Annotated in this window: 20 protein-coding genes and 1 tRNA gene; 9 read left to right on the top strand and 12 right to left on the bottom strand. The window is 60.1% G+C overall.

The window, feature by feature from the left end:
• Positions 1 to 277: 277 nt before the first annotated feature.
• From IEW17_RS15165 to IEW17_RS15130, 8 genes are all read right to left on the bottom strand, one after another.
• A complete protein-coding gene (locus tag IEW17_RS15165) occupies positions 278 to 997 on the bottom strand; it encodes a LytR/AlgR family response regulator transcription factor (RefSeq protein ID WP_229749035.1) in 720 nt (239 codons plus the stop codon).
• Positions 988 to 2,103, bottom strand: a complete 1,116-nt coding sequence (locus tag IEW17_RS15160; RefSeq protein ID WP_188562903.1) for a sensor histidine kinase — start codon at positions 2,101 to 2,103, stop codon at positions 988 to 990. The genes IEW17_RS15165 and IEW17_RS15160 overlap by 10 nt, the downstream gene beginning before the upstream one ends.
• Before the next feature lie 86 nt (positions 2,104 to 2,189).
• Positions 2,190 to 4,379 carry a peptidase domain-containing ABC transporter gene (locus IEW17_RS15155; protein ID WP_188562902.1) on the bottom strand — a complete coding sequence of 730 codons (2,190 nt, stop codon included), beginning with the start codon at positions 4,377 to 4,379 and terminating at the stop codon, positions 2,190 to 2,192.
• A gap of 144 nt (positions 4,380 to 4,523) precedes the next feature.
• Positions 4,524 to 5,471, bottom strand: a complete 948-nt coding sequence (locus IEW17_RS15150) for an LLM class flavin-dependent oxidoreductase (RefSeq protein WP_188562901.1) — start codon at positions 5,469 to 5,471, stop codon at positions 4,524 to 4,526.
• Between the two features lie 30 nt (positions 5,472 to 5,501).
• On the bottom strand, positions 5,502 to 6,725 hold the full coding sequence (locus IEW17_RS15145) for a lanthionine synthetase LanC family protein (protein WP_188562900.1): 1,224 nt from the start codon (positions 6,723 to 6,725) through the stop codon (positions 5,502 to 5,504).
• Entirely contained in the window at positions 6,722 to 7,948 is a 1,227-nt protein-coding gene (locus IEW17_RS15140; RefSeq protein ID WP_188562899.1) for a lanthionine synthetase LanC family protein, read from the bottom strand. The genes IEW17_RS15145 and IEW17_RS15140 overlap by 4 nt, the downstream gene beginning before the upstream one ends.
• Positions 7,926 to 10,355, bottom strand: coding sequence for an outer membrane beta-barrel protein (locus tag IEW17_RS15135; RefSeq protein ID WP_229749034.1), 2,430 nt, complete (start codon positions 10,353 to 10,355; stop codon positions 7,926 to 7,928). Before IEW17_RS15135 ends, IEW17_RS15140 begins: the two co-directional genes overlap by 23 nt.
• A gap of 143 nt (positions 10,356 to 10,498) precedes the next feature.
• A complete protein-coding gene (locus tag IEW17_RS15130; RefSeq protein ID WP_188562897.1) occupies positions 10,499 to 12,940 on the bottom strand; it encodes a TonB-dependent receptor in 2,442 nt (813 codons plus the stop codon).
• A gap of 208 nt (positions 12,941 to 13,148) precedes the next feature.
• On the opposite strand from IEW17_RS15130, the gene IEW17_RS15125 reads away from it, so the two are divergent.
• Positions 13,149 to 13,724 carry a fasciclin domain-containing protein gene (locus IEW17_RS15125; protein WP_188562896.1) on the top strand — a complete coding sequence of 192 codons (576 nt, stop codon included), beginning with the start codon at positions 13,149 to 13,151 and terminating at the stop codon, positions 13,722 to 13,724.
• Positions 13,725 to 13,805: 81 nt separating this feature from the next.
• On the opposite strand, the gene IEW17_RS15120 is transcribed toward IEW17_RS15125, so the two are convergent.
• Positions 13,806 to 14,945, bottom strand: a complete 1,140-nt coding sequence (locus tag IEW17_RS15120) for a J domain-containing protein (RefSeq protein WP_188562895.1) — start codon at positions 14,943 to 14,945, stop codon at positions 13,806 to 13,808.
• A 149-nt stretch (positions 14,946 to 15,094) separates the two neighbouring features.
• Here IEW17_RS15120 and IEW17_RS15115 point away from each other — a divergent pair, with 149 nt between their 5' ends.
• The 3 genes from IEW17_RS15115 to IEW17_RS15105 are packed head-to-tail and all read left to right on the top strand — an operon-like array spanning position 15,095 to position 17,063.
• On the top strand, positions 15,095 to 15,472 hold the full coding sequence (locus IEW17_RS15115) for a phage holin family protein (RefSeq protein ID WP_188562894.1): 378 nt from the start codon (positions 15,095 to 15,097) through the stop codon (positions 15,470 to 15,472).
• Positions 15,473 to 15,478: 6 nt separating this feature from the next.
• A complete protein-coding gene (locus IEW17_RS15110; RefSeq protein ID WP_188562893.1) occupies positions 15,479 to 16,306 on the top strand; it encodes a hypothetical protein in 828 nt (275 codons plus the stop codon).
• On the top strand, positions 16,278 to 17,063 hold the full coding sequence (locus IEW17_RS15105) for a geranylgeranylglyceryl/heptaprenylglyceryl phosphate synthase (RefSeq protein WP_188562892.1): 786 nt from the start codon (positions 16,278 to 16,280) through the stop codon (positions 17,061 to 17,063). Before IEW17_RS15110 ends, IEW17_RS15105 begins: the two co-directional genes overlap by 29 nt.
• 24 nt (positions 17,064 to 17,087) lie before the next feature.
• On the opposite strand, the gene IEW17_RS15100 is transcribed toward IEW17_RS15105, so the two are convergent.
• Positions 17,088 to 17,495 carry a hypothetical protein gene (locus tag IEW17_RS15100; RefSeq protein ID WP_188562891.1) on the bottom strand — a complete coding sequence of 136 codons (408 nt, stop codon included), beginning with the start codon at positions 17,493 to 17,495 and terminating at the stop codon, positions 17,088 to 17,090.
• A gap of 370 nt (positions 17,496 to 17,865) precedes the next feature.
• On the opposite strand from IEW17_RS15100, the gene IEW17_RS15095 reads away from it, so the two are divergent.
• Together IEW17_RS15095 and IEW17_RS15090 are read left to right on the top strand one after the other, a co-directional pair.
• Positions 17,866 to 18,603 carry a response regulator transcription factor gene (locus IEW17_RS15095; RefSeq protein WP_229749033.1) on the top strand — a complete coding sequence of 246 codons (738 nt, stop codon included), beginning with the start codon at positions 17,866 to 17,868 and terminating at the stop codon, positions 18,601 to 18,603.
• 509 nt (positions 18,604 to 19,112) lie between these two features.
• The gene (locus IEW17_RS15090; RefSeq protein ID WP_188562890.1) at positions 19,113 to 20,837 is read left to right on the top strand and encodes a DUF5723 family protein; all 1,725 of its coding nucleotides are present in this window, start codon (positions 19,113 to 19,115) and stop codon (positions 20,835 to 20,837) included.
• Between the two features lie 93 nt (positions 20,838 to 20,930).
• On the opposite strand, the gene IEW17_RS15085 is transcribed toward IEW17_RS15090, so the two are convergent.
• Positions 20,931 to 21,003, bottom strand: a tRNA-Thr gene (locus IEW17_RS15085).
• A gap of 258 nt (positions 21,004 to 21,261) precedes the next feature.
• On the opposite strand from IEW17_RS15085, the gene IEW17_RS15080 reads away from it, so the two are divergent.
• The 3 genes from IEW17_RS15080 to IEW17_RS15070 all read left to right on the top strand — a co-directional run bounded on the left by IEW17_RS15080 (position 21,262) and on the right by IEW17_RS15070 (position 25,135).
• Positions 21,262 to 21,531, top strand: a complete 270-nt coding sequence (locus IEW17_RS15080) for a DUF4834 family protein (RefSeq protein ID WP_188562889.1) — start codon at positions 21,262 to 21,264, stop codon at positions 21,529 to 21,531.
• A gap of 140 nt (positions 21,532 to 21,671) precedes the next feature.
• Positions 21,672 to 24,200, top strand: a complete 2,529-nt coding sequence (locus IEW17_RS15075; RefSeq protein WP_188562888.1) for a YfhO family protein — start codon at positions 21,672 to 21,674, stop codon at positions 24,198 to 24,200.
• Between the two features lie 8 nt (positions 24,201 to 24,208).
• Positions 24,209 to 25,135 (top strand): 1-aminocyclopropane-1-carboxylate deaminase/D-cysteine desulfhydrase, encoded by a 927-nt coding sequence (locus IEW17_RS15070; RefSeq protein ID WP_188562887.1) that lies wholly within the window; start codon positions 24,209 to 24,211, stop codon positions 25,133 to 25,135.
• Between the two features lie 82 nt (positions 25,136 to 25,217).
• On the opposite strand, the gene IEW17_RS15065 is transcribed toward IEW17_RS15070, so the two are convergent.
• Positions 25,218 to 26,372 carry a hypothetical protein gene (locus IEW17_RS15065; RefSeq protein WP_229749032.1) on the bottom strand — a complete coding sequence of 385 codons (1,155 nt, stop codon included), beginning with the start codon at positions 26,370 to 26,372 and terminating at the stop codon, positions 25,218 to 25,220.
• Positions 26,373 to 26,397 lie beyond the last annotated feature (25 nt).

The raw sequence follows: 26,397 nt of genomic DNA, 5'->3' as shown, positions 1-26,397 counted from the left end.
GAAGCGGGCAATGAACTTCTTGCAGGCCAGGTTCCGCACCAGCGGTGCCGAATGCAAAAGGGTCGTAATTTTGGCAACGAGGCATTGCTTCACTGGGAGGGGGCGCTTTTGGCAGTTGAGGAACTACAAAGGTCGAACCTTCCCGTTTTTATGCCCGATTTTTAGTAGGGTAGAGTAGCGGCCAGCAATAAGAAGTATGTGTAGAGGGTGCAAAAAAGAACGTCATGCTTCGACTGCGCTCAGCATGACGTTTTGAAAGCGAAGAACAAAAATTCGCTTACAATATTCCCTTTTCGGTCATCTTCCGGATGGACTCCCGGTAATTCACGCCAATGGGCAGCTCCGCGTTGTTGATGGTCTCGATGACGTTGCCGGTGATGGCCTTGATGGCAGCTTTCTGAACGATGTAGGAGCGGTTGACGCGCAGGAAAGTGGCCTTGTCCAGCATGGTTTCCATCTTGGTCATGGTCATGTGGGTGATGATGACCTTGGTTTTGGTGTGGATTTTCAAGTAGTCCTTCATGCCCTCCACAAAAAGCACATCGTCGAGCGCGACGCGGATGAACCGCTTGTTTTCCTTGATGAGCAGCATGCGCTGAGGCTCGGCCAGCACCGCGGCGCCCGCGCCAATTTTTTCGCGGGCTTTATTAATGGCCTTCACAAACCGCTCGAACACAATGGGCTTGAGGATGAAGTCGGCCACGTTGTGCTCAAAACCTTCTAGGGCATATTCGGAATAGGCCGTGGTAAGAATGACGGCTGGCTGGAAGTTAGAGAAGGTTTTTAGAAATTCGATGCCACTCATCTCTGGCATATTCACGTCCAGCAGGATGATGTCGGGGCGCAGAGTTTCCATCTGGCTCAAGGCCTCCACCGCATTGTCGAAAATGGTGGTCAGTTCCAAGAAGCTTAGGCGGTTGGTGTACTTCTTCAGAAGGTCCTGAGCCAGGGGCTCATCATCGATGATGATGCAGGAAAGCCGCTTTTCTATTGCCATATGCGTAGTAGAATTTCGTACTGCGTCTCAGTGTGGCTGATTTGCAGGGAGTGGGCGTTGGGATACAAAATGTTGAGTCGTCGTCGGGTATTTTTGATGCCAATGCCTTCGATGGGCCCTTCTTCGGGCTGGTGCGGCTTGGAATTGGCCACCACAAAGCAGAATGCCCCATTATCATCACGATAGGCCTGAATGCGAATCCAGGCCTTGCGCAGGAGCTTATCAACGCCGTGTTTGATGGCGTTTTCGATGAAGTTGATGAGCAGCAGCGGCGGAATGCGCTGCGACCCGAGCTGGTGCGAAATGTCGAGGTCGACATCGAGCCGACGTCGGTGCCGGATGCTCTGAATCTCGATGTAGTTCTGAATGAAAGCCAGTTCCTTATCTACCTCTACCTCGGTGGTGGCCGAATCGTAGAGGGCGTAGCGCATCATGTGCGAGAGCGACAGCACGATGGACGCTGCCGTTTTGTCCTTGTCCTCAATCAGCGAATAGACGCTGTTGAGGGTATTGAACAGGAAATGGGGGTTTATTTGAGACCGCAGGAAGTCGAGCTCCAGCTTCAGGTTGTCCTTTTCGAGGGCAATGCTCTTGACGCGCGCCTGGAAAATGGAGCGAAACGTCTTGACAATAAACGGAATGAAGAAGGCAATGATGAGCTGAATTCCGTGGAAGTACATCACCTCCGAATCGAATAGAAACGTCCAGGGTCCTTGCTTGGAGATGCTGGCTACCAGGTTCTTGAAGAATGGTGGCATATCGGGATATGCCACGTTGATGTAATTGTAGAGGTAGTAGGCCACTAGGCAGTAGGCCACGACGGCGGCCAGCAGCAGCAGCAGCACCAGCAGCCACGTAAGCTGCGTGTAGCGGCGCGCGCTGATGCAATAAGAAACCAGGTAAAAGGCGATGATAACGACCAAGTTGCGGCTCAGGGCCATGAGGGTGGTCACCTCGGGGTGCTGGTTGCCGCTCAGCCAGCGGCTCTGAAACACGAACCAGCTGTACGCCACCATCCAGAACAGGACGTGCAGAACGATGGTCAGGCGCTTGTCGGTATTGGTGCCGGAAAGTAGCGCCGAAATCCCTTTAGACTTATCCAACATAGCAGGAAAGGAAGAGCAGAAGCGGAGGCAGACCGCTGGGCTGCTAAATGTACAAGAAGGCGGGAATATATAGCAGACTTCAGGCGCTAATTGCCAAGGTTGAGTTGGTTACGCACGAGCTGATAGTAGGGTCCTTCCTGCCGCACCAGCTCATCGTGGGTACCGCGCTCGGTAACCCTGCCTCTTTGAAGCACAATGATTTGGTCGGCATTTTTGACCGTGCTCAGTCGGTGAGCCACCACCACCACGGTGCGGCCTTTAAAAAACAGGTTCAGGTTTTCCATGATGGCTTTTTCGTTGTTGGCGTCCAGGGCGTTGGTGGCTTCGTCGAGAAAGAGGTAGCTGGGGTTTTTATAAATGGCTCGGGCAATGAGAATGCGCTGCTTCTGCCCCTGACTCAGGCCGTTGCCGTCGACCCCGATTTTGGTGTTCAGGCCCAGGGCCGAGTCCTTCACAAACTGTTCGATGTTGGCCATGCGCAAAGCATGCAGCAGGCGCTGCGGACTCTTTTCCTCACTGCTCACCATGATGTTGTTGGCAATGGTGTCGGAGAAGATGTAGCCGTCCTGCATCACCACGCCACAGTCTCTGCGCAAGGCCGCGTGCGAGAGGGTGTTGTAGTCGGTGTCCTCGATGGCGATGCGGCCGCTTTCGGGCTGCTGAATCTTAAGCAACAGCTTGAGAATAGTGGTTTTGCCGCTACCACTGTCGCCCACAATGGCCGTAATCTTGCCCTGCGGAATGTCGATATCCAGCCCCGACAGCACGGCCTTGTTGCCGGCCCCGGGGTAGGTGAAGCTCACGTCGCGCAGCGAGATGGATTTGTCGTCGGGCAGGCTGCTGATGAGCAGCTTGTCGTCGGGCTCCTCGTCGGTCACCCGGTGTACGTCGTTGAGGCGGTCCACGCTGATTTTCGCATCCTGGGCGCTCTGGGTGAACTGGATGAGTTGCTCGACCGGCAGGTTGAGCTGCCCCACAATAAACTGAATGGCTAGCATCTCGCCCAGCGAAAGCGTGCCCTGCAACACAGCCTGCGCCGCGTAAAAGATGATGAGAATGTTCTTGGTGTGGTTGATGAAGAACGCGCCTACCTGCTGGTACTGGCTTAGCGATAGCGACTGGGTATTGTAGTTAAACAGCTTGGCCTGAATCCGCTCCCACTCCCAGAGTTTGTTGCTGCCACAGTCATTGAGCTTTATCTCGTGAATGCCGCCGATGAGCTGCGTGATGTTGTTGTACGAGCTGCTGGCTACATCGAAGCGTTTGTAATCGAGCTGCTTGCGAAACCGCAGGAAAAACATGACCCAGCCCATGTATAGCAGGCTGCCCACCAGAAAGATGCTGAAAATAGGCCGGCTGAAATTGAACAGCACGCTGCCAAACACCACTAGGCTGACCAGCGAAAACAGCGTGTTGAGCAGCGTACTGGTGAGAAACAGCTCGATGCGCCGCTGGTCGTTGATGCGCTGAATAATGTCGCCGGTAATGCTGGCATCGAAGAAGGAGAGCGGCAGTCGCAGCAGCTTCATCAGAAAATCGGACAGAATCGCAATACTGATGCGCGTGCTGATATGCAACAGTATCCAGCCCCTTATAAATTCTACCGCCGTTTGGCCTACCGATAGCAGCAGCTGCCCGGCTAGCACCGTGTAAATAAATTTCACGTCGTGCGTGCTGATGCCGATATCGACAATGGCCCGCGTGAAAAACGGCATCAGGCCCTGAATTAGGGCTCCTACCAGCAGGCCCAGTACCAGCTGCGCAAACAGGCGGCGGTGGCTGCGCAGGTAATCCACAATCTTAGTGATGCCGATAGAGGAATTGATTTCCTCCTCGGCCGTGTAGAATGACGGTGTGGGCTCTATAAATAGGACGATGCCCTCGTCGGCGGTGGTGTTTTGGCCGATGCGCCACTTCTCCAGAAACTCTTTTTTCTGGTAGGAGAGGAGCGAGCGGCCGGGGTCGGCCACGTACACCCGCCCGCGCTTGATTTTGTAAATCACCACGAAATGGTCCTGATTCCAGTGTGCGATGCAGGGCAGGTTGGTAGTGCTCTGCAAGGCCTCATAGCTGACCTTGGCCCCCACCGTGCGGAAGCCAATCTGCTCGGCGGCCTTGCTGATGCCCAGCAGCGATACGCCGCTACGGCTGCGGCGGGTTTTGTGGCGCAGCGTTTCCAGACTGAAATTCTTGCCGTAAAAGCGCGCAATCATGCGCAGGCAAGTGGGGCCACAATCCATGGTCTCCAATTGGCGATAGTAAGGAAAGGCGGACATAAGGCGGCGGTTAAAAATCGAAAGCTCAGCAAGTGGGTAGCGTAGTATTTTTGGTGGTCAGGCCGTCATGCTTCGACTACGCGGACGCCAGATAAGCATGAACGTTCTTTTTAGTGACGTTCTTTTTAACTCATCGGCACCGCGCTAGGCCATGGTATTAGCCGTGGGCACGGCGGTGCTGTGCTTCAGGTCAAACACGTCGCTCCACAGGTCCAGGGCCAAGGCGCGGTCTTTGGGCTTGAGGGCCACATTCTGAATGATGATTTCGTCGAAGCCGTAGTCGTGCTGGTATTGCAGCAGGGTTTCGTGAAACTGCGTGGGCGTACCCACAATGTTGTAGTCGTAGCCGGTTTCGATGGGTGCGGCGGCGGCGTAAGCTTTGGCCGTGGAACGATGCACGGCGCCCGCAATCACGAGCGTCGTTTGGGGGTAACGCTGGTGGCGGGCATAAAACTCCTCCTTAAAATCCAGCAGGGTATCCTTGTGAAATTCCCGGTCGGCCCCCTTGTGGAAAATGGAGCGCGCCAGGTTCATGTTGTGGTCGAGGGCGCGGTGCAGGCTCTTGCCCATGTTGGTGCTCAGGGCCCAGGTGGGCGGCACCGAGCCTTTGTAGGGCGGCAGCACCGTGCCCAGCTTCAGTAGTTCCTCCTCTTCGTTGAGGCAGAAAAAGAGCTTAGCCAGGTTTTGCGCAAACGACTCCGGCATGTTGAGCCCGGCAATGCCGGTGGCCAGCTCGGCCACGGTGGGCATCACGCCGCCGTTGGCCAGGCCCAGGTCGATGCGGTTGGGGAAGAGGTTGTTGAGCATCTTGTACTCGCCCGCCACGTGGTAGGGCTGATGAATGCCCAGTAGAATCCCGGCCACGCCCACCCGAATGCGGCTGGTCATGCCGGCCAGCAGCGGCAGCAGAATAGTGGGGCTGCTCCAGGCCTGCACCGCCGAGGGAATGTGGTGCTCGCTGAGCCACAAGCGCGAAAAGCCCAGCCGGTCGGCCTGACTGGCGTAGTCGAGCAGGTCGTTGATGCGCAGCAGGCTGTTTACCGACTGATGTCGGATACCAAAATCGAGCAACCCAATGGCTAGCTTTTTCATCAGAAAGAGAGGTTAGGAAGAGGAGAAGAACTATAGCAAAAACAACTCGGGCCAAGCCAGCGGCTCGTCCAGGGCTTCAGAAATGAGCACCAGCAGTACGCCGGGCAAGCCCATGAGCAGGCTGGTGCCTTTGAAGGCCGTGGGCGCTTGCTCGAACGTGGTGGGGAGTTGGTCCAGGGTTTGGTCGAGCCAGTACTGCCGGGCTTCGCGGTAGCAGGGCAGCGGGCGCAGCTGGTAGAGGCGGCGGTAATAGAGCACCAGGCTCACCGAGCCGTGGCAGAGGTGGGCACTGTCAATACCCGAGGCGTGCAGGCTGCGGCGGCCACAGGCGTGCGCCCCCACGCGGTCGGCAATGGCCGTTAGCTCCGGCCGGTGCAGCACGCGCTGGGCTTGGTAGAGCACCTGCACCACGTTCAGGTCGCCGTAGCACCAGCCCATGCGGTTGTTGTAGGCCTGCCGGTTTTGGGCATTGTGCAGCGGCAGGGCATCCTGATGCCGGGCTGGGAAGTAGGACACCCGGTCCAACTCCGGTTCCGGCGGCAGCTCCAGGCCCAGCAGGTAGTCGACCATGGAGCTGGTCAGGGCGGATATTTCGGCTTGCAGCACGCCGGCATCGTGCAGCTGCAGCAGCACCAGCAGCAGGCCGCAGTGCCCGTGGGCCAGCCCCATGTTCACATCGGTGTTGCCATTGAGGAAGTTGATGTGAGAGTTGAAGAAGCGAATGCCGCGCTCGTCCTCGATTTTCGTGAGCATCAGCTCATCGAACAATTTCTGCAGGTAGGTCACTACCTGGGGCCGGGCCGCCCGCGTGCTTAGGTAGTGCAGGGCCCCGGTGGCCCCGTACAGCATGTCGATATTCCGGACGCGCAGGTAGCCCAGCGTCTGATTATAGATGATGTCGTCGAACTGGGCCAGCGTTTCCTCGCCCAGGTCTACTTCCACAATGTCATCGCGTTGGAGGATTTGCAGTAGCAGGCCTAAGTTGGGCAGCAGCCCCGGCCGGGTGAGGAACTGGGCCAGCTCCGGGCTTTGCAGCCGGGCCAGGGTGGCATCCAGGGTCTTCATCAGGGCATCCCAATGGCTGTCCTCGCCCGTGAGTCGGTGGGCGTAGGCATACAGCAGCGCGTAGCCCATATCGCCGGTATGGAAGGTAATATCCTCCTCCGGGGCCTGCAATTGCTTCATCGAGTGCAGGCCGCTCAGAATAGCATCGGTGATAGAAGGAGAAATAGTGAGGACGGGGGCTGCGTTCATAAGCAGGAAGGGTAGCCTAGCAAGGGCATGGAATGAATGGTGTCGACCTCAAATTCGAGCAGCACCAGCCCAAACCCCGCCAGGCCCTCGAACAGGGAGTAGCGGGCGCTGGCATCGTGCTGGTTGTAGTGGTTTTGGTAACCGGCCACCAGCTCTGGGTGCTGGCTTAGCTGTTGAGCCTGCTCATACCAATAGGTGGCCGCTTCGCCAAAGGTGGGCTGCGCCGGGTATTCCCGCTGGAGGTGCTTAAAAAACAAAGCGTTGCCACTGGCGCCGTAGATAAGCGAAGCATCGTGTACGTTGCAGTGGGCGGGATGGCGGCGGGCGGCGGCCAGCGTGAGGGTGCGTAGGGCGTGCTGCCGCAGGCCGTTGTTGGCTAGGGAGTGAGCGGCCTGCAATAGCGCAAAGCCAATGCCCAAGTCGCCGTAGCACAGGTTGAGGGTATCCGACGGGCCGGGCTGGCCCACAATGTCGGGGTGCTGATTGCGGCCGGTGTGCTCGTGAGGCAGTATAAGGTAGTGGGCCACTCCGGCCAGCATATGCCGCAGTTCGGCTCGGCGGTGGTCAAAATCGGTAGCCAGCAGCTGCGTCAGAAATAGCATGATAGCCGCCTGTCCGTGGCTCCAGCCCAGGTATACCTGCCGCTTGCCAAAGAGCCCCGAATACCAAAAGCCCGCTGCGCCATCGTCCACGGGCTGATAGTCGCGCAACAGCGTATCGGCTACCAAGTGCAATGCGGGGATACTGGCCGGGGCGGTGGCACCGCGCCGCAGAAAGTACCAGGCCATCGGCAGATAGCCCACAAAAGGGTCGTACTGCTGCTGTTGGGCCAGTATTTGTAGGCCATGGGTGGCGCGCAGGTCCACTTGTTGCAGCAGTGGCTCAAAGCTGTCGTCGATGTATTCCTGCTCGCGCAAATACAGTAACATAGTGCCAAACTCGACCAGCTCGCGGTAGTAGGTAAGGCTCGGAGCCAGGGTCGTGAACTGTCGCACGGCGGCGTGCAGCAGCCCTTGGGCGGCGATTGCCGCCGCCTCGCTCCCCGTGTGAGTGGCGTAGGCGTACAGGAATAGAAAAGGCCCAAGCTGGCCGCCCGAAAAGCCGGGGCGCTTGGCCAGCGGCAGGGGTTGCTGCAGGCAAGCGGCAATCTGCTGAAGTTTGGCCTGAGGCGTGGTCAAGGCTGGTGCCGCTTGGAGCAGGCTAGCGGATGCGTCCTTCTTCATCCTGCGTCACGTTGCGGTTTTTGTTGGCGGCCTTTACTTTCTGGTTGCCTAGCTGGTAGCTGAGCGTGACCAGGAAGAAATTGGAGTCCCAGCGGTAGGTGTCGCGGCTGCGCAGGTTGTCGAGTTCCAGAATGGATACCGCGCGGGCCGTGCGCAACACGTCGTTGTACACGGCGCGCAGGGCCAGCCGGTCCTGCATAAATTTCTTCTGAACGCCCACATTGGCCGAATACTGGCCCTGCACCCGGCTGGCCCCGCTGGGCATGGCGCTTTGGAAGTAGCCCGACAGGCTCAGGTGCCAGCCGCTTTTGTGGGCAAAATCATTGGAGATGCTGTATACGCCCGCCACACCCTGCACCGTGCGCGGTGCATTGGGCACTGAGCGCAGGAAGTACGTAGTGTAGCTGGTATTGAGTGAGTTATTGATGGTCCACCATTTCCAGGGCGTGAACGGTGCCGTCACGCTCAGCGTCCAGCGCTGCTGGCGGTCCAGATTCTGGGCCCGCGTTTGCGTCACCAGCGAGCCCGGGCTTTCCCGCTGGGTTACCCAGGAGATGACGTCCGCGGTCTGCGAATAGCCCCCCACGAACACAAACGCGCTTTTCAGGGTGTAGGTTAGGTCCAGCGCGTGAGTGTATTCGGGCCGCAGAAAGGGGTTGCCCTGCGAATAGGTGTAGACGTCCTGAAAATAAATAAACGGGTTCAGCGACTGGTAGCCGGGCCGTTGAATGCGCCGGGCGTAAGCCAGGCTGAGGTAGTTGTTTTTGCCCACGGCTTGGCTCAGTAGCACCGACGGAAAAAGGCTGGTGTAGTCGCGCACGTTCTCCTTATCCGTGGTTAGCAGGTAGCCCGTCGACGCCGTGTGCTCGGCCCGTAGGCCCAAACGGTACTCCAGGTGGCGGAGCTTGCCGGCGTAAGTGGCGTACGCCGCCGTGATATTTTCCTGGTAAGTGAAAAAATTGGTGCGAGTGGCATCGTTCTGCCAGGTGCTTTCGCGCAGCAGCTCGTAGCGCGCATCGTTGGCCGAGTTCACGTAGCTGTGCTTAGCCCCCAGGGCCATGGTGCCGCTGGGTAGCCGCCGCTCGTAGTCCATCTGCCCGGCCAGGATGTTGATGGTGGTAGGTAGGTGGTTGCGCAGCTGCACGCCCAGGCTGGGTACGTTGCCTTGGGATGTGAGAAACGTATTGCTGATGCGGTTGTCGCCCGCCGACTGATAGTTGGAGTAGTCCAAATCAGCGGTTAGCGTGCTTATCGAATCCAACTGCTGCCGCAGGCCCAGGTTGCCGGCGTACTGCGTGGAGTAGTAGTCGGCGGTGGTGAAGCTGGCCAGGGTGGAGTCGGGCGCGGCGGCGCGCAACAGCCGCGTCGAGGCGTCGGTGGTGCTGCTGCGGTCAGTGCGCAGGCCGCGCAGGTACAGGTTCAGGGCGGTTTTGGGCGTCAGCTGCCAGTCCAGGCCCGCCTTGAGGTTGTGCGACAGTTGTTCGGTGGGCGACCCGGCAGTGGTCAGGTGGGTGGCCACAATGCGGCCCTCGCCTCCGGCCAGGTAGTCGGTTTGCGACACGTCAGACACGGAAGTCTGGCGGCCCGACAGCGTGTAGCCGCTGTAAAGCGCCACGGCCCCGTGCTTGTGGTTGAGCGAGATACCGACCGTCTGGCGGCTGTTAGTGGTGCCGCCCGCGCCCAGCGTCAGGCTGCCTTTGGTACCGTTCAGCAGGTTTTTCTTGGTGATAATGTTCACAATGCCACCCGAGCCCTCCGCGTCGTACTTCGCGCCGGGGCTGGTGATGAGCTCCACCTTTTGCAGCTCCTGGCTGGCCAGCCCCTTGAGAAACACCGCCAAATCGGTGCCCGACATGTACGTGCGCTTGCCATCCACGATAATAATGGCCCCTTTGCCGTTCAGCGAAATGCTTTCCGAGCGTGGGTCGATGTAGATGCCAGGGGCTTTTTCCAACACTTCCAGCGCCGTGTAGCCCGCCGCCAGGGGGCCGCTGGCCACGTCCATCACCAGGCGGTCGGGCAGTTGGGTGATGCGGGGCCGGTTGGCGGTTACCTGCACTTCGCCCAGCTGCTGTGGGGCCGCCAGCAGCTGCAGCTCAATGGGTGCCGGGGCTTCGCCCGCCCGTACTTCCAGCAGCAGCGTTTTGGGCACCAAGCCAATAAACATGGCGCGCACGCGGTAGGCCCCTGGAGCTACGCCGGGCAGGAAAAAGGCCCCGTTGGCATCAGCTACCGTGGTCTGGACGCTGGTAGAATCCTGCGCCCGCAACAGCAGCACGGTAGCAAACTCAACGGGCTGCCGGCTGGTCGTCGTGACCGTGCCGCGCAGCTCAACGACCTGGGCCTGGACGGTGGGAAGCGTTTTCCACAGGAGGAAAAACAGGCAAATAGCGGTTCTCGTCCACATCACTTTCTCGGTTTAGTTGCTTTGAATGCACCGAAGTAAAAGGAAGGCCCGAGCTACAGGAAATTTTTTCGACCAGTTTCAGTATGCCGTAGACGTAGTTCGCCCAAGTCGGCTTTCCTGAGTGCCGACTTATTGCCCAAGCCCTAAAACTCCACGATAAACCCAATGGTGGGCACCACCAGCGCGTCGCTGTCCGGCAACAGGACGGGCACGGCGTTGCGGCCATCGGGGCGCAGGGCCTGGCCGTCGGTGGTGGCGTAGCCGGAGTTGTCGGCCAGGCGCTCGAAGGTGTAGGTGGGCACCGACACGGGCTTGGTCAGCAGCGCATTCTGCACGTCGATGTAGAAATCGAAGCTGAGGCGGCGCAGGCTGATTTTCTTGTCGAGGCGCAGGTCGAGCTGTTGGAAGGAGCCCAGGCGCTGCGTGTTGAGCCGGCTGTAGTCGAGAATGCCTTGGCCGATGGCCTGGTAGCTGGCGCGGCTGGCCGCTTCGTCGTAGGGCGTGTAGGGGCCGCCGCCGCCCACGCGAAACTTAGCGCCCAGCTCCCAGCCCCGGCCCAGCTTGTAGCCCAGCAGCGCCGAGCCCAGAAACCGCGTGTCCCAGGCTGTGGGCTTGTACAGGCCGTCGCGACCCGTAAATTCGGACCGGAAAGCCGTGAGCGACACAATGGCGAAGAGCTTGCCGCTGAGCTTCTGCTGAAAAAACGTCTCGGCCCCGTAGGCGCGGCCCCGGCCGGTGCTGGTCACGGCCTCGTTGCCGATGGCGTTGAAGTCGCCGCCCAGGTTGGCCAGGCTGATGCCGTCGCGCACGCTCACCGGGTAGTAGGCGTACTTCTTATAAAAGCCCTCCAGCGTGAAGCGGGTGGCCGCGCCGGGCAGCCACTCCAGCCCCGCCACATAATGGTCGGACCGGATGTAGCGGTTGCCTTCGTTCAGGCGAATGCCGACCGGGTCGCGGTAGCCCAGCAGCGTGCTGGGCGGGATTTTGTAGTAGCGCCCAATGCTGGCGTTCAAATTCAGCGTGGGCCGCAGCGCGTAGCTCAATGATGCCCGCGGCGAGAGCGTCCGGTCGAGGCGGTAGCCCTGGAGCAGGGCGCTGGTGCCGTCGGCCCGCAGGCCGGCCGAGACGGTGAGGCGGTTATCGGCTCCGTAGGTGCGCGTGGCCTGGGCAAACGCGCCGTAGCGCACAAAGTCCAAATCGGTGACGAAGCGCACCGTCACGGCTGGGCTCACGAGCGCGCCGCCGGCGTCGCGCACTTCGGCCCGAATGCGGTTGCTCAGGTTGTTATCGTAGTGCACCAGCTGGCCCACCACGCCGTAGCTGTACTGCCAGCGGCCCACGCGCTTGTTCACGTCGGCGCGCAGCTTGTTTTCGATTTCGGTGGTGCGGGCGCGCAGCTTGCGGAAGGCTTCCTGGCCCGCGTAGCCGAATTGGAACTGGTCGGCGGCGGCGGCTTGCTGGGTGCGGCTCAGGGCCAGGTTCAGGTAGCCGTTGTCCACGAGGTGGCGCAGGTTCAGGCCCACGGTATAGTTCCATTGGTCGATAACGGGGTTGTTGCGCAGGATGAATTCCTTGCTGGGCGAGCTTTTCTTCGGCGGCACTACTTCAAAGTGGTCGATGGCCCCCAGCCCCAGCGTGGTCAGCGTGGTTTTGGGCGAAATCTTGGTCGTGGTCTTGAACTGAAAGTCGTAGAAATCGGGCCGGATGGGCAGGTCAATCAGCTTAAATAGCACCTGCAAATACGAGCGCCGGGCCGAGGCCAGAAACGTGGTGTTCCTGGTTAGCGGCCCTTCCAATGTGGCTGCTACTTCCGTGCCCGAGGTACGCAGGTTGCCCTGAATGCGCTCGGCATTGCCATCGCGCTGCCGGAACTGCAGCACCGAGCTCAGCGCGTTGTCGTAGCGCGCATGAAAGGCCGAGCTGCTCAGCGTCACGTCCTCAATAAAGCTCACGTTGAGGATGCCGGCCGGGCCGCCCGCGCTGCCCTGCGTAGCAAAATGATTGATGACCGGCACCTCGATGCCGTCGAGGTAATACACGTTTTCGTTCGGTGCGCCGCCCCGGATAATGATGTCGTTGCGGAAGCCGGCCGTGCCGCCGCTGCCCCCGCCGCCCACGCCGGGCAGGCTCTGCACCACCCTGGAAATGTCGAAGTTGCCGCCCGGGTTGCTCTTGATTTCTTCGGTGGTGAGGCGCTGCACGCTCAGCGGCGTTTCGGCTGTGGCCACGCGAATGGCGCGGTTGGCCGTCACGGTTACTTCGCCCAGCGCCTGGGCTCCCTTGTTGATTTCCAGGTTGATAGTATTCACGTTGCCGCTGCTCACGGCAATGTCGGCGCGCAGCAGCGGGTCGTAGCCCACAAATGCCGCCCGCAGGTTGTAGGCCCCGGCCGGTACGCCGGTGAGGCGGTAGCGCCCCTCGGCATCGGTAGCGGTGCCGAAACTGGTGCCGTCCAGCGTAACGCTCACGCCGGGCAGGACCTCCTGGGTGGCGCGGTCGCGCACGGTGCCGGCCACCGTGCCGGGGTTCTGGGCGCGGGCCGATACGGTGAGAAGCAGAAAAAGGAGCAGGGTAAATATTCGCATGAAACAGGAAGTACCGGGTCGGAGAAATGTTTGAGTTGAGCAGGAAGGGAGCACTCCTGCTCAGGCGCAGCAGGAGGCTCTTGCAAGCCTATGGCACGATGGATATACACAGGTCATTCAAAAAATCTTACTGTTTAGGCAATCCACTCACGGAAGGAGTGGCGTAGGTGGGTCATCATTCAAAACATCAAATCATTTAGCTATACCGATGAAAAAGACCTTGTTCTCCCTCGCCCTCGTTGCCATGTTCAGCGTTGGTGCTACCACTACTGTTTCTGCTCAAACCAAGACTAAGGCCAAAGTGGTGATGGTAGGGGGCGCCGCCATGTACCCCACGAAAAATATCGTAGAAAACGCAGTTAACTCGAAAGACCACACCACGCTGGTAGCCGCTGTGAAAGCCGCCGGCCTGGTCGAAACGCTGCAAAGCGCTGGTCCTTTCACCGTATTTGCACCTACCAATGATGCCTTCGGCAAGCTGCCTGCTGGCACGGTCGAAACCCTGGTGAAGCCCGAGAACAAGGCCACCCTCACCAAAATCCTGACCTACCACGTGGTAGCTGGTCGCATGACCTCAAAGGACCTCATGAAGGCCATCAAAGGCGGCAAAGGCACGGCTACTCTCAAAACTGTGAGCGGCGGCACCCTGACGGCTATGATGAAAGGCTCCAAAACCATTGAGCTGAAAGACGAGAAAGGCGGCGTTTCGACCGTCACCATCGCCGACGTAATGCAGAGCAATGGTGTCATCCACGTCATCAACACTGTGCTGATGCCTCAGTAGAGCTTTCTGAGCTACTGAATTTAACAACGGCAACCGCCGCCGGCCTCGTGCCAGCGGCGGTTGTTTGCGTTTCGGCCAATCCTATTTGCAGGCTTCCTGCGCCGGGCGGGCATACTCGTAGCCCAGCGCCACGGCACGGCGGTAAAACTCACAGGCCGCTACCGAGTCGCGGGTGTGGGCGGCCAGCCGGCCGAGCAGGAAGTGCGTGCGGCCATCGCGCGGGTGGGCTTGCAAAACCTGAAAGTACGCGGCCCGGGCCGCCTCATAGTCACCCAGCGAGGTGAGGGCCACGCCTCGCACCTGCAGGTAGTGCCAGGGCGTAGGGAAGTGGGCCCGCTGGCGCTGCGCAATTCCCTGATTCAGGTCGGCCAGGGCCAGGGCGGGCTGGCGCAGGTCGAGCAGGCGGGCTTTGCCACGGGCCAGGTAGGCGGCGCTAAGGGCAGTGTCCAGCTGCAGGGCGTTGGTGTAGCGCAGCTCGGCGGCGGTGGGGCGGCCCAGGGCGGTTTCGCAGCGGCCGAGGTGGTAGAGCGTAGTGGCCGCCACGCGCCGGGGCAGGGGCTGCCGCAGGGCCGCCTGGAAATCGGCGTGGGCGGCACGGCTGTCTTTTAAGATGAACAGCTCCAGCTCGCCCCGGCGCTGCAGGGCGGGCGCGTAGTCGGGCCGGAAATGCAGCGTTTCGTCCATAAACGTGTAGGCCGCCGAAAAGTCGCCGCGAGCATAGGCCCGCAGGCCGTCGTCGTAGTTGCTACTGGCCGATACCCGGTCCATGGTCACCTTCACGGCCAGCGCGGCCAGCACTATGCCCGCAATGAAGAGCAGCGTGAGCAGCCAGTCGCGGGCGTTGAAGCGGGGGCGCTGCTGCGGAATGCGCTGGTAGTGGCGCTCGTGGGCTCCGGCGGGCGGGCGGGTGCGCAGGGGTGTGGGCGGCGGCATGGGCACGCCGTACACGTGCTGCGAGGCGGGGCGGTATTGCTGCTGACGCTGGGTTTCCTGGGCGCGGCGGCTGGCCTGGGCCAGCTGGTGGTCGTAGGCGGCGCGGCGGCCAGCGTCGCCCAGCACGCCATAAGCCACGGCCACAGCTTTGAACTGGTCCTCATAGCGGACATCGCCGCCGTGCTTGTCGGGGTGGAACCGCACCACCAGCTGCCGGTAGGCCCGCTTGATGTCGGCGGCCGCGGCAGTGGGGGCTACGCCAAGGACTTGGTAATGATTTTGACTCACGCTGGGCAGCAAACACGAAGGACCCCACAAAAGTCAGCCACGCGCCGGAATTTTCCGTAGAACCGGCTCAGTCCGCTGTTGCCGCTGCTGGTATTCGGACCGTTCGAGAGCCAGCGCTTTTACTTTTCGCCACTCCTTTCTCGCGCCGTATGTTATCCGACGACGACTCCTCTAAAACACCCCGCAACGACAGCCTGATTGGCAACCTGACCGGCTACCTCGATACCCGCATCGACCTGGTGCGCCTTGAGCTGCAGCAAAAAATGTCCTCCGCGCTCGTCGGCACCATTCACGGGGTGACGCTGGCCCTGCTGGGGTTGCTGTTTGTTGTTTTTGTCAGCATCTTCGCCGGTCTGGCCCTTAATTCTGCCATGGACAGCGCGTACTGGGGCTTCGGCATCGTGGCAGGTTTCTACCTGCTGCTGCTGATACTGGTGCTGGTTGGGGTCGACAAAGCCACCTTCCAGGGCGTGGCCAACAAAGTTCTCAAGGACACTATCTATAAATCTGACAAACGCCAAGCCTAGTCTGCCATGAGTGAGTTGCAAAATCCGTTGTTCGGCGAAGAAAAAGAATTTCTCGAACGCAAAAAACTCGAATACGAGCGGGCCCTGCGCGGCGACGTGGACCACATCAAGGAGCAGTCCGTGATAGTGGGCAAGGTAGCTTTGATGGGCGCAGGCGTGGCCGGCGGCATCTGGCTGATTATTAAAGCTTTTGGTAGCAAAAAGCGCAAGAAGAAGCTTGCCGGGCAAGCTGCCGCCGACCACGCAGGCGAGTACTACCCGGCTGCCAACGGCAAGCCCAACAAGAGCTCTGAGCCACGTAAGTCGGCCGCTGCGTCAGCGCAAGTATTTAATGAATACCACGAGAATCAGCACGAGTCTGACGACCTGGGCTTTGGTTCGGTTGCCTATAAGAATGTCCATGCGGAGCCGGCTGACTACACGGCAACTTCCAACGCCGGTGCCTTCGCTGACCCCGATTTTGAGGCCGACCCTTTCGAGGACCTGCCCTACGATGACAGCCGCCGTCTGGCTACCTCACACGCTTTCGATGATGACAAGGAAGCCCGCGCCGAAATCCGGGCTACGGCGGCGCGCAACTCCCGCTCGCGCATGCTGGGTACGGTGCTGCAGGCATTTTTGCAATCTGATACCGGTAAGGTATTGGTGGCGCAGGCCGGGGCCGTAGTATTGGCCCTCGTGACAAAAAAGGTGGGCGAGTTTTTCCCGGCGACCAAAAATTCCGACCTTGCGGCTTCCCCCGGTAGCGCCGCTGCCGCCAATGGGGATTCTCCCGTCGCCTCGTCTGCTCCTTCTGTCTCCTCGGATGCGTCCAATCCCCCCCAGTCTATATGACGCGTTGCACACCCGGCAGCAGCACGGCCGCAAGGCGCTGGCCGTATTGCTCGACCCGGACAACCTAGACGAAACCAGCCTGTTGCACCTGCTCCACCTGAGCCAGGTGCACCCGGTCGACTACTTTTTCGTGGGGGGCAGCTTGGTGCTTAGTTCGCACCAGGCTGCCCTCATCACGTTAATTAAAGCCCATTCGGAGGTGCCGGTGCTGCTTTTTCCCAGCCACAGCATGCACCTCGACGGCCCCGCCGATGGCTTGCTGCTGCTCTCACTCATCTCGGGCCGCAACCCCGATTTCCTGATTGGCCAGCACGTAGTGGCCGCGCCGCGCCTCAAAGCCAGCGGGCTGCAGCTGCTGCCCACCGGCTACATGCTCGTCGATTCGGGCCAGCCGACCACGGCTTCTTACATGAGCGGCACCACGCCCATGCCGCACAATAAGCCCGGCATTGCGGCCTGCACCGCTATGGCCGGTGAGCAATTGGGCCTGAAACTGATGTACCTCGACGGTGGCAGCGGGGCCCAAAACCCCGTGTCGGCGGCCATGATTGCGGCCGTGCGCGAGGCCGTGAGCACGCCCATCATCGTGGGCGGCGGCTTAAACTCGGGTGAGAAAGTGTACGCTGCCCTGGCCGCTGGGGCAGATGTGGTGGTGGTAGGCAACCATATTGAAGCCGAGCCGGAATTTCTGGCCGAAGTGGCGGGGGTGGTGGCCTCGTTCAATCAGTGGGTGCCCGTGCGGGAAGAGGTACAGTAGCCATCCAGCCACCCAGCTACCAGGCTAATAGGGCTGGCTGGTGCGCCGCCGCAGCCGCCGTAGCGCGGCCACTTTTTGGTCCCACACCCGGTTTAGCCTTATCAGGAGCCAGCCGGTGCCCGAGGCAGCTAGTAGTTCGCCCAGCATGCGTAGGGTAAGGCTTGCGGCCCAGGACAAAGGCTGGGCAAGCGTCTCAAAAGTTAACAGCGCGAGGCCCATGCCAAATAGCCCCAATGGAGCCAGTACGGGCAAATCCAGCCGGCGCACCAGCCGCTGCAGTGCCAGGGCGCAAAACACCACCACCAAACCGGTGCCGATGATGATGTAAGCATCGGCACCCGCCTGCCCACCCAACTTTAGGAACCAGCCCACGGTGGCTACGGGCAAGCTGAGCAAGATAAAAAGCCAGGATGAATGCGCCAGTTGTTTCATGAGTAAGGACGAAAATCAGCGGTCGGTTTCACCGGATACCTGTCCGTTGGCCCCCAGGCCAGGATCGGAGGATTAAAGCCGCAGAAAAGCAAGAATAGTCTAATTGAGAGACCGAACGAATTGAAACAGGAAGGCGAGGAGCACAAATCTTGTCCTTTTACTCCGTAGGCGCAATACCCACTTTCGGGTATTTTTCTATATTTTCTCAGATTTGGTTAATTCAATACTTTTTATTCGCAGTCTTAGTCTTGGCTTACAAAGCCGGAAAGGGGCCGGGGGTGAGGCGAAAGGCCAAGAGTATAACTCACGCTGACTTGGAAACGGTGGTAACTACGAGTAGCTTGCGGGACTTATATCCAACTATGTTTATATGGCTGCAATTGATACCATCAATTCGTCCCTGACACTGGTTCCTTCCGTTCAGCAGGCGCAGGCTAACGCCAGGCAGCAAGACTTAATCGACCAAGCCGTGGCCGAGATTATGGCTACCGCTGACCTGCACCCGGGGGTTACCATTATCCACAATATGCTCACCGATTCGGTCGAGCACATGTCGCGCCGGGGGTTGGCGCTGCTGCAAACCACCATGCCGGCGCTGCGGGCCCTTGGGGCCGGCTACCACGCGTTCTACTTCAATCCGGCTGATGCCGCCGACTACCTGCCGAAAGTCTACGAGATGGTGCAGTCGATGGACTCAAACGAGGTGGCGAGTTTTTTCCAGCAGGTGCGCACCACTGAAAACCCGGAATACTCCTGGTATTTCTCATCTCTTCGAGTTCTGCTGCGCGCCGATGATGGCACGGCGCTGCTCATTATCACCACGGCCTGTCCCGTCGACCCGCTGCACCACGTCACCCACAAGGTGAACCGGCTGCTGCAGGAAAACAACTTCCTGCGTCAGCACGCGGTCCGTTTCGGCCAGCTCACTGTCCGCGAGCGCGAAGTGCTGCGTCGCCTGGCCCTGGGCGAAAGTGCACCCGACACCGCGGTGGCGCTGTTTCTATCGGTGCAAACCGTGGAAACCCACCGGCGCAACCTGCGGCGCAAGCTCGGCACCCAAACCAGCTACGAGCTGGTGGAGTACGCCCAAGCGTTCGACCTGATTTAATCTCGGGCGAATGGCTAACGCGAATTGAACACTGCTGCCCCGTTGGTGGATAGTCGTGTCCCAACCCGCTCTGCCCCACCCAGGTTATGTGTTCCAGATAATCAAAACCCGGAAAAATTATTTTTTTAAAATCAAAAATCTGTCTGATTTAGGGTGCTGACTGTGCCTAGTTTATAGATATTAAGCTATTTTTAGTAATAAAAATAGCTAAAATTAGGTATTGCAAATACGAAGTCAAAGCAGAAGCTTTGTGATGGTTAATCACGAAGCTCTGTCAGGGATTTCAGGACCGTACTCACGCGCTTCCAGAAAGGATTGAACGGGCTTTTTTCGGCTATGGGAATGCGACGTGGCCCCAAGCACGAGTGTATCAATCACCAGTGCCTGATAACCAGTTATATCTGGGCATTCCAGCGGTGATTATCGCGGTTCTGTTTTACCCGCTTGGGTTCTTCGGCTAGTTCCTGCCAATCCGTTAGCTTTTCGTTCACTTTTTTACCTGGATTATTATGATGCACATTAACTCTAGTGGGGGCTCCGCGTTGCTTCGTCGCTCAGCCATTTTTGGGGGCTTGCTGTTGGCCCTGCTGGGCGTGGCCCACACGGGGGCCGGCCAGGGCTGGACAGGGCTGGCCCAAAGCAACTACGGCGGCACCAACAACTTATATATTAACCCAGCCAACCTTGCCGACGCCCGCCACAAGTTTTACCTGAACGTGGCCGGGGCCAACATCAATTTTTATAACACCTATCTGCAACTGGATTTGCCGGGGCCGGTGGGCGATTTCATCAATGGTACCCGGACATTCAAGAAAGAATACCTGAACGAGCAGATTTCGGGCGGCACTACCTTTGCCAGCATCACGGGCGAGGGGCGGCTACCTTCCCTGGTGTTGTCGTTGGGCCCGAAATCGGGGTTGGCCCTTACCAACCGGATGCGGGCTTTTGTGCAGGCCAGCAACGTGAGCGAAAACCTGTCGCGCCTGGCCCGCTACGGCCTCGGCCAAGCCGATGAGTTGGGCTTGGCCAACCGGTTGCTGAACGATAACCAATTCAATGTCAGCGTAGGAGCGTACCACGAGTTTGCCCTGAGCTACGCCCGCACATTCACTCCCAACCAGGAGCATTTTTGGAAAGCCGGGGCCACTGTGAAATACCTCGTGGGCATGGGCGGCGGCTACTTGCTCAACAACGGTACCGAGTACCAGGTGTACGACCGCGACAGTATTCAGCTCCGGAGCCGCGACCTGAGCTACGGCTTCGTCAGCCCCACGTTCTATGACCAGACTGGTTTTAACCAGAGCACTTTTTACGGTGGGGAGCAATTGGGCCGGGGCTTTGGCACCGACCTGGGTGTGACCTACGAATGGCGGCCCGAATACGAGAAGTACAAATACCACATGGATGGCAAGGACTGGGACGATGCTTCCCGCAACAAATACCGCCTGCGCCTGGGGCTGGCCCTGACTGACATTGGGGCCATCAGCTACGGCAACGAGCGATATGTGCGGCAGGCCAAGCTGGCCAACGGACGGACCCTGCAGCTGGGCCAGCTCGATACCATTAGTATCGGCACCGCCGATGATATTGGGCCGCAAATCAAACGCCTGATAGGCTTGGAAAGCCAGAGCCGCCAATTCACCAGCTACCTGCCCACCACCCTGCGCCTCAGCGCCGACTACCGGTTGGTGAAACACCTTTTTGCCGGCCTGCTGTGGACGCAGAATCTATTGCCCGTCGGTACCATTGGCCAGCGCAGCATTAGCAGTCTGGCCTTCACGCCGCGCATCGAATTTAGCCATCTGGAGATGGCGATGCCGATTATACTGGCCAACAACTACCGCAAGCTTCAACTGGGGGCAATGGCTCGGCTGGGGCCGCTGGTAGTGGGCTCCGATAACCTGGGTGGCCTTTTTGGGCTCACCACCACCACTGGGGCCGACGTGTATGTGAGCCTGGGCCTGGCGCTGCACAAGCATCGGCACCACGACAAAGACGGTGACCAAGTGAGCAATAGCCTCGATAAATGCCCCAAGGTGAAAGGCTCCTGGGCACTAAAAGGCTGCCCGGACCAGGACGGCGACTTAGTGCCCGATGCCGCTGACGAATGCCCCGCCGTGGCCGGTCTGGCCAAGTTCAAGGGCTGTCCCGATACCGACTCCGACGGTATTCCCGACAAGCTCGATAATTGCCCCGACGTGGCCGGCCCGGCCGAAAAGCAGGGCTGCCCCTGATAAAGTTACCAACTCGTTGAAACGTAAAAAAGCCCGAAAAACAACTTCTGCCAGATGCAGCGAAGTTTTTCGGGCTTTTCGATTAAATGAGGGAGCCTCTTATTGGACTCGAACCAACGACCTGCTCATTACGAATGAGCTGCTCTACCAACTGAGCTAAAGAGGCTTATTGCCCACCAACGGTTTTGGAAGGGGCTGCAAAGATAAGCACCGCGCCGGAAGCCGCGCAACCAGTCCGTCATAAAAGTTTAGCTGGTGAGGAAACCAATAAAAGGGTGTTTTTCATTGTTCGGGAATGGGCTATGCACCGCGTCGGGCTTCTCGGTTGGCAACCGGACTGCGGCGCGGCTGTGTAGTAGTGGGTAAGCCGGCCCGTCAGCAGGCCGTGGTCGTACCTTGTGGCGGCATTTACGTTTGAGGATTTATGCGTTTCTGGCTCATTGCTATTCTGATATTTTTTGCGGTTCGTTACCTGCTGCCCATCGTGTTGCGGCTGGTATTGAGCAGTTTCGTGCGCAAGCAAATGCGCAATGGCGGATTTGTGGTGCCGCCCCCGGCCCGGCCCGATGGCAGCGACCCCGCCACCCGACCCGGCGAAATCCGCGTCGACTACGTGCCGCCCACCGCTCCGGAGCGGGACAAGCCGGCCGGCTTTAAGGGCGGGGAATACGTTGATTTTGAGGAAGTGAAGTAAGCGGTAGGAGAAGCTGAACGGTCATGCTTCGGCTGCGCGGACGCCAGTTGCGCATGACCGTTCTGATAACTGCTGGTGGCACCTTCACACGGTTCTACTGTACCTTCGGGCACGTTTTCATTTTCCCCAAAATTGCCCTGATGGCTGCTGTTGCTTCTGTTGCCCCTGTTTCGTCCGCGCCCCTGTGGCAGCGAGTTTTGCCGCACGTGCTGGCGGTGCTGTTTTTCGTGGTGCTGGCCTGCGTGTACTTCTCGCCCATCATGTTCGAGGGCAAAACGCTGGCGCAGCACGACATCACCCAGTTTCAGGGCGGCGCGCACGAAGCCCAGGAATACGCCAAGGCGATGGGCAAAGAGGCACTGTGGACGAACTCCATGTTCTCGGGCATGCCTACTTACCTCATCAGCCTGCACTTTCCGGGCGACTGGTCGACCTACTTGCAAAAGGCCCTGACGCTGGGCCTGCCCGCCGTGGTGGCCAACCTGTTTCTGGCCCTGCTCTGTGGCTACATTCTGCTGGTGGCGCTGGGCGTGCGGCCGCTGGTGGCGGTAGCAGGGGCCGTAGCGCTGGGCTTTTCAAGCTACAACCTGGCTATTTTGGCTGCCGGCCACAACACCAAGAGTCTGGCTCTGGCCTACGCCCCGCTGGTGCTGGGCGGCCTGCTCGTCACCTACCGCCGCGATAAGTGGCTGGGCGCGGCCCTCTTCGCCGTGGGCCTCACGCTGAACGTGCACGTCAATCACCTCCAAATCACTTATTACTTGCTGCTGTTGGTGGCCATTTTTGGTGTCATCGAGCTGGTTTCGGCCGCCCGGACCGGCCGGCTGCCGGAGTTCCTCAAGCGTACGGCGCTGTTGGGACTGGGCGCGGCGCTGGCCGTGGGCGTGAGCTTTGGCCGCCTCTACACCACGGCCGAATACAGCAAATACAGCAACCGGGGACCCAGCGAGCTGAAAATTGCCGCCCCAACCGCCCCCGGCCAGGCCCCGGCCGCCAACCCTGCGGAGGCGGGTTCGGGCGTCGACCGCGACTACGCGTTTCAGTACAGCTACGGCGTGGGCGAAACCATTACCCTGCTGATTCCTAACTTCTACGGCGGGGCCAGCCAGATGCCGCTCAGCACTGATTCGAACCTGGCCAAAGCCGGTTTGCCCACTGAATACCTGGCGGGCATGCCCACCTACTGGGGGCAGCAGAGCTTCACGGCCGGCCCGGTGTACATGGGCGCGGTGGTGTGCTTTCTGTTTATTCTGGGCCTGTTTGTGGTGGATAAGCGCACGCGCTACTGGCTGCTGGCGGGCACTATTCTGTCGATTCTGCTGGCTTGGGGCAAGAACTTTGAAACCTTCAACTACCTGATTTTCGACCTGCTGCCCGGCTACAACAAATTCCGGGCGGTGAGCATGGCGCTGGTTATCGCGCAGCTGGCCATGCCCATTCTGGGCGCGCTGGCCCTGAGCCGAGTGCTGCGGCCCCGGCTGGCTCCAGCTCCGACATTGCCGGGCACGAAGGCTCCGCTTTCGGCCGAGGCTTTGGCGCTGTTGCCCAAGGTGCTGTACGCCGGTGCCATCGCGGCGGGCTTGTGCGTGCTGGCTTATCTGGCCAGCTTCAGCTTCGATTTTTCGGCTCCGATTGATGGGGAATTGACTAAGCAAGGCTTCACGCCGGAACTGCTAGGGGCCTTGCGCGCCGACCGCGCCGACCTGCTCCGCAACGACGTGTGGCGCGGGCTGCTGTTCATTGGAGGCGCGCTGGGCGTGCTCTACTTCCACCTCCGGGGCCAGCTGAAAATGGTGCCAGCGGCGGCCCTGATGGTGGCGCTGGTGCTAGTCGACCTGTGGGGCGTGGACAAGCGCTACCTCGGCGAAAACAAATTCCAGCGCGAAACCATCGCCGAAGAGTTTCAGCCCAGCCCGGCCGACCAGCTGATTTTGCAGGATAAAGACCTGAGCTACCGTGTGCTCAACCTGCAAAACCCCTTCAACGAAGCTCAGACGTCGTACTACCACAAAAGCATTGGCGGCTACCACGGAGCCAAGCTGCGCCGCTACCAGGACCTCATCGAGCGTCAGATTTCGACCAATAACCAGCAGGTGCTCAACATGCTGAATATGCGCTACCTCATCACCGGCGACGCCAAGCAGCCGGTGCAGCGCAACCCCGGCGCGCTGGGCAATGCCTGGTTTGTGAGCGAAGTGCAGCCCGTGGCCAGCCCCGACGCCGAGATGGCGGCCCTGAGTACCATCAGCCCGGCCACCGTGGCGGTGGTGGATGCCAGCAAGTTTCCGCAGCAAAAAGCCGCGACCTACAACATCGCCGGCTCAAGCATCGCCCTCACCGCCTACAGCCCCGACGAGCTGAAATACCGCTACAATGCCACCCAAGCGGGTTTGGTGGTGTTCTCCGAAATCTATTATGCCGACGGCTGGCAGGCGTTTATCGATGGCAAGCCGGTGCCCCACATCCGGGCCGACTACGTGCTGCGGGCCCTGCAAGTGCCGGCCGGCCCCCACACCATTGACTTCAAATTCGAGCCCAAATCCTACGCCGTAGGCAACGGGGTTTCGCTGGCGGCCAGCATCGCGCTGCTGCTGGTGCTGCTGGGCGTGGCCGTGTACGTGGCCCGCCGCCGGGAGCGCACCGCGGAAGAACTGGCAGTAGCGGTGTAATTCATTTTATGGCTGCTGCTTCACCGTTGCTGCAGGAACTGCCCGAACCTGTGGCGGCGGCCCACGGCGTGCGGCTATTGCTGTGGCGCGATGACCTGGCCAACCCCGACCTGCCCGGCAATAAGGCGCGGAAGCTGAAGTACAACCTGGCCGCCGCCCGGCAGCAGGGCCATCATACGCTGCTCACCTTTGGCGGGGCGTATTCCAACCACATTGCGGCCGTGGCCACGGCGGGCCGGTTGTTTGGCTTCAAAACCATCGGCTTGATTCGGGGCGATGAACCTGTAATTGGCACTCCGCTCAACCCCACGCTAACCCAGACCGTGGCCGATGGCATGGCGCTGCACTACCTTGACCGCCAGGCCTACCGCCGCCGGGCCGAGCCGGCGTTCATTGCTGAGCAGCTAGCCCAATTTGGCCCGGCCTACGTGCTGCCCGAAGGTGGCACCAATCAGTTGGCTTTGCCCGGCTGCGCCGAGCTGGTAGCTGAAATCCGGCAGCACGTGACGTTCGATGTGCTGGCCGTGGCGGTGGGCAGCGGTGGCACGCTGGCGGGCCTGCTCACGGGTCTCGCCGGCGAGTCCCACGCCGTGGGTGTGGCGGCCCTAAAAAACGGCGGTTTCCTGCGCGACGAAGTGGACGCGCTGACGCAGCGAACCACGAGCGAAAAATTCACCAATTACGCTGTACAGACCGATTACCACTGCGGCGGCTACGCCAAATATTCGGCAGAATTGCTGGCGTTTATCGAACAGTTCCGGACGCGGCACGGGGTGCTGCTCGACCCGATTTATACCGGCAAGCTGCTCCTTGCCGTGCTGGATATGATTGGGAACGGCCATTTCCGGCGCGGCAGCACGGTGGTGGCTATTCACACGGGGGGCTTGCAGGCGTGGGCGGGTTGGGAGGCCAGGTTTGGGGGAAGAACGAGGTAGAGACGCAAATATGCGTCTCGTCGTTGAACAATGTGAACGGTGCGGCCTAAACCGTTCAACGACGAGACGCAAATATGCGTCTCTACCTGGCCTTCCGAAATCGTTGCAGCTCCAGCGCGGCCAGCACGAATACCATTGATAGAACCGGGGCCAGAAACCGCACGTCCCAGTCGTCAACCGTGAGCATGACAATGGCGGCTTGCAGCAGAAAAACGGCCGCCAGAAACACCCGCGCCGGCCGCCAGATAATGGTCCGCCACGTGCCGCGCGCCGCCAGCCAATAAGCTGGCCACAGCACCAGCACCCCCACGGCCCGGTGCGCCAGCGAATAATGCGGCTTGAGGTAGCTGATGAATACGAACAGCTTGCCCAGCATCAGGCGGGCTAAGTACGCAGGGTTGTGAACAGCAAAGTAGACTACCCGCGCCACGGGGCCGGTGCCGTTGGGCGGCATTTGCAGCGGTGCGGCCTGGTGCACGGCCCAGAGCTGGTAGCGGAAAATCAGCTCGCCGCGCTGGTAGGTGTCCATCAGATAATACGTGGCGAGCTGGTGATTGAGGGCAGCCCACAGCAGCGGCGCGAGCAGTACCAGACCCAGCAGCGCCGCCCGCCACGGCCGGCGATTGGGGGCACGGCGCAGGGCGTCGAGGCCGGCCAGGGCGGCGGCCAACGGCACCATAAAGCCGTTGGGCCGCGCCAGCGCCGTGAGCGTCAGCACAAGTACGAGCAAAGCCCAATCGTGGGGCCGCCCGCGCTGTATCCGGGTGAACGCCCCGAACGATAACGCTACCAGGCTGATAAACAACGACTCGGTGAGTAGAAAAACGTTGAACTGCTGAATATCGGGCCAACCGATATAGAGCAGGGTAGCCAGCGCGGCCGCGCCACTGCCCCCGTGCGCCAGCTGCCGCGTGCCCCGGTAGATGGCCCGCGTAGCCAGCGCCGAAATGGCCATTTGGCCCGCCACGATGCCCCACCAGCCCAGCCCCAGCCAGAGCCACAGGCTTTGGAACAGCGGGTAGAGTACGTAGCGCAGGTTGTGGCCGGGCTCGAAGTAGCCGCACTCGGCAATGTTGGCCGCGTAGGCCAGGTAACGGGAGCTGTCGTTGGCCGAATGGGGGCCGTGAAACTTGCGCAGAAACACCAGCTGCACCAGCACCCACAGTCCCGCCAGCAGCACCCGGTGGTGGGGCCACAGGCGCTGGGCCAGCCCGCGAACAGAGTCAGGAATGCGCATCAAGCCACAAAGCTAGCCCGCTGCC

The organism is Hymenobacter frigidus, from assembly GCF_014640435.1.
GTDB lineage: Bacteria > Bacteroidota > Bacteroidia > Cytophagales > Hymenobacteraceae > Hymenobacter > Hymenobacter frigidus.
This window is presented reverse-complemented; position numbering and strand designations above follow the sequence as displayed.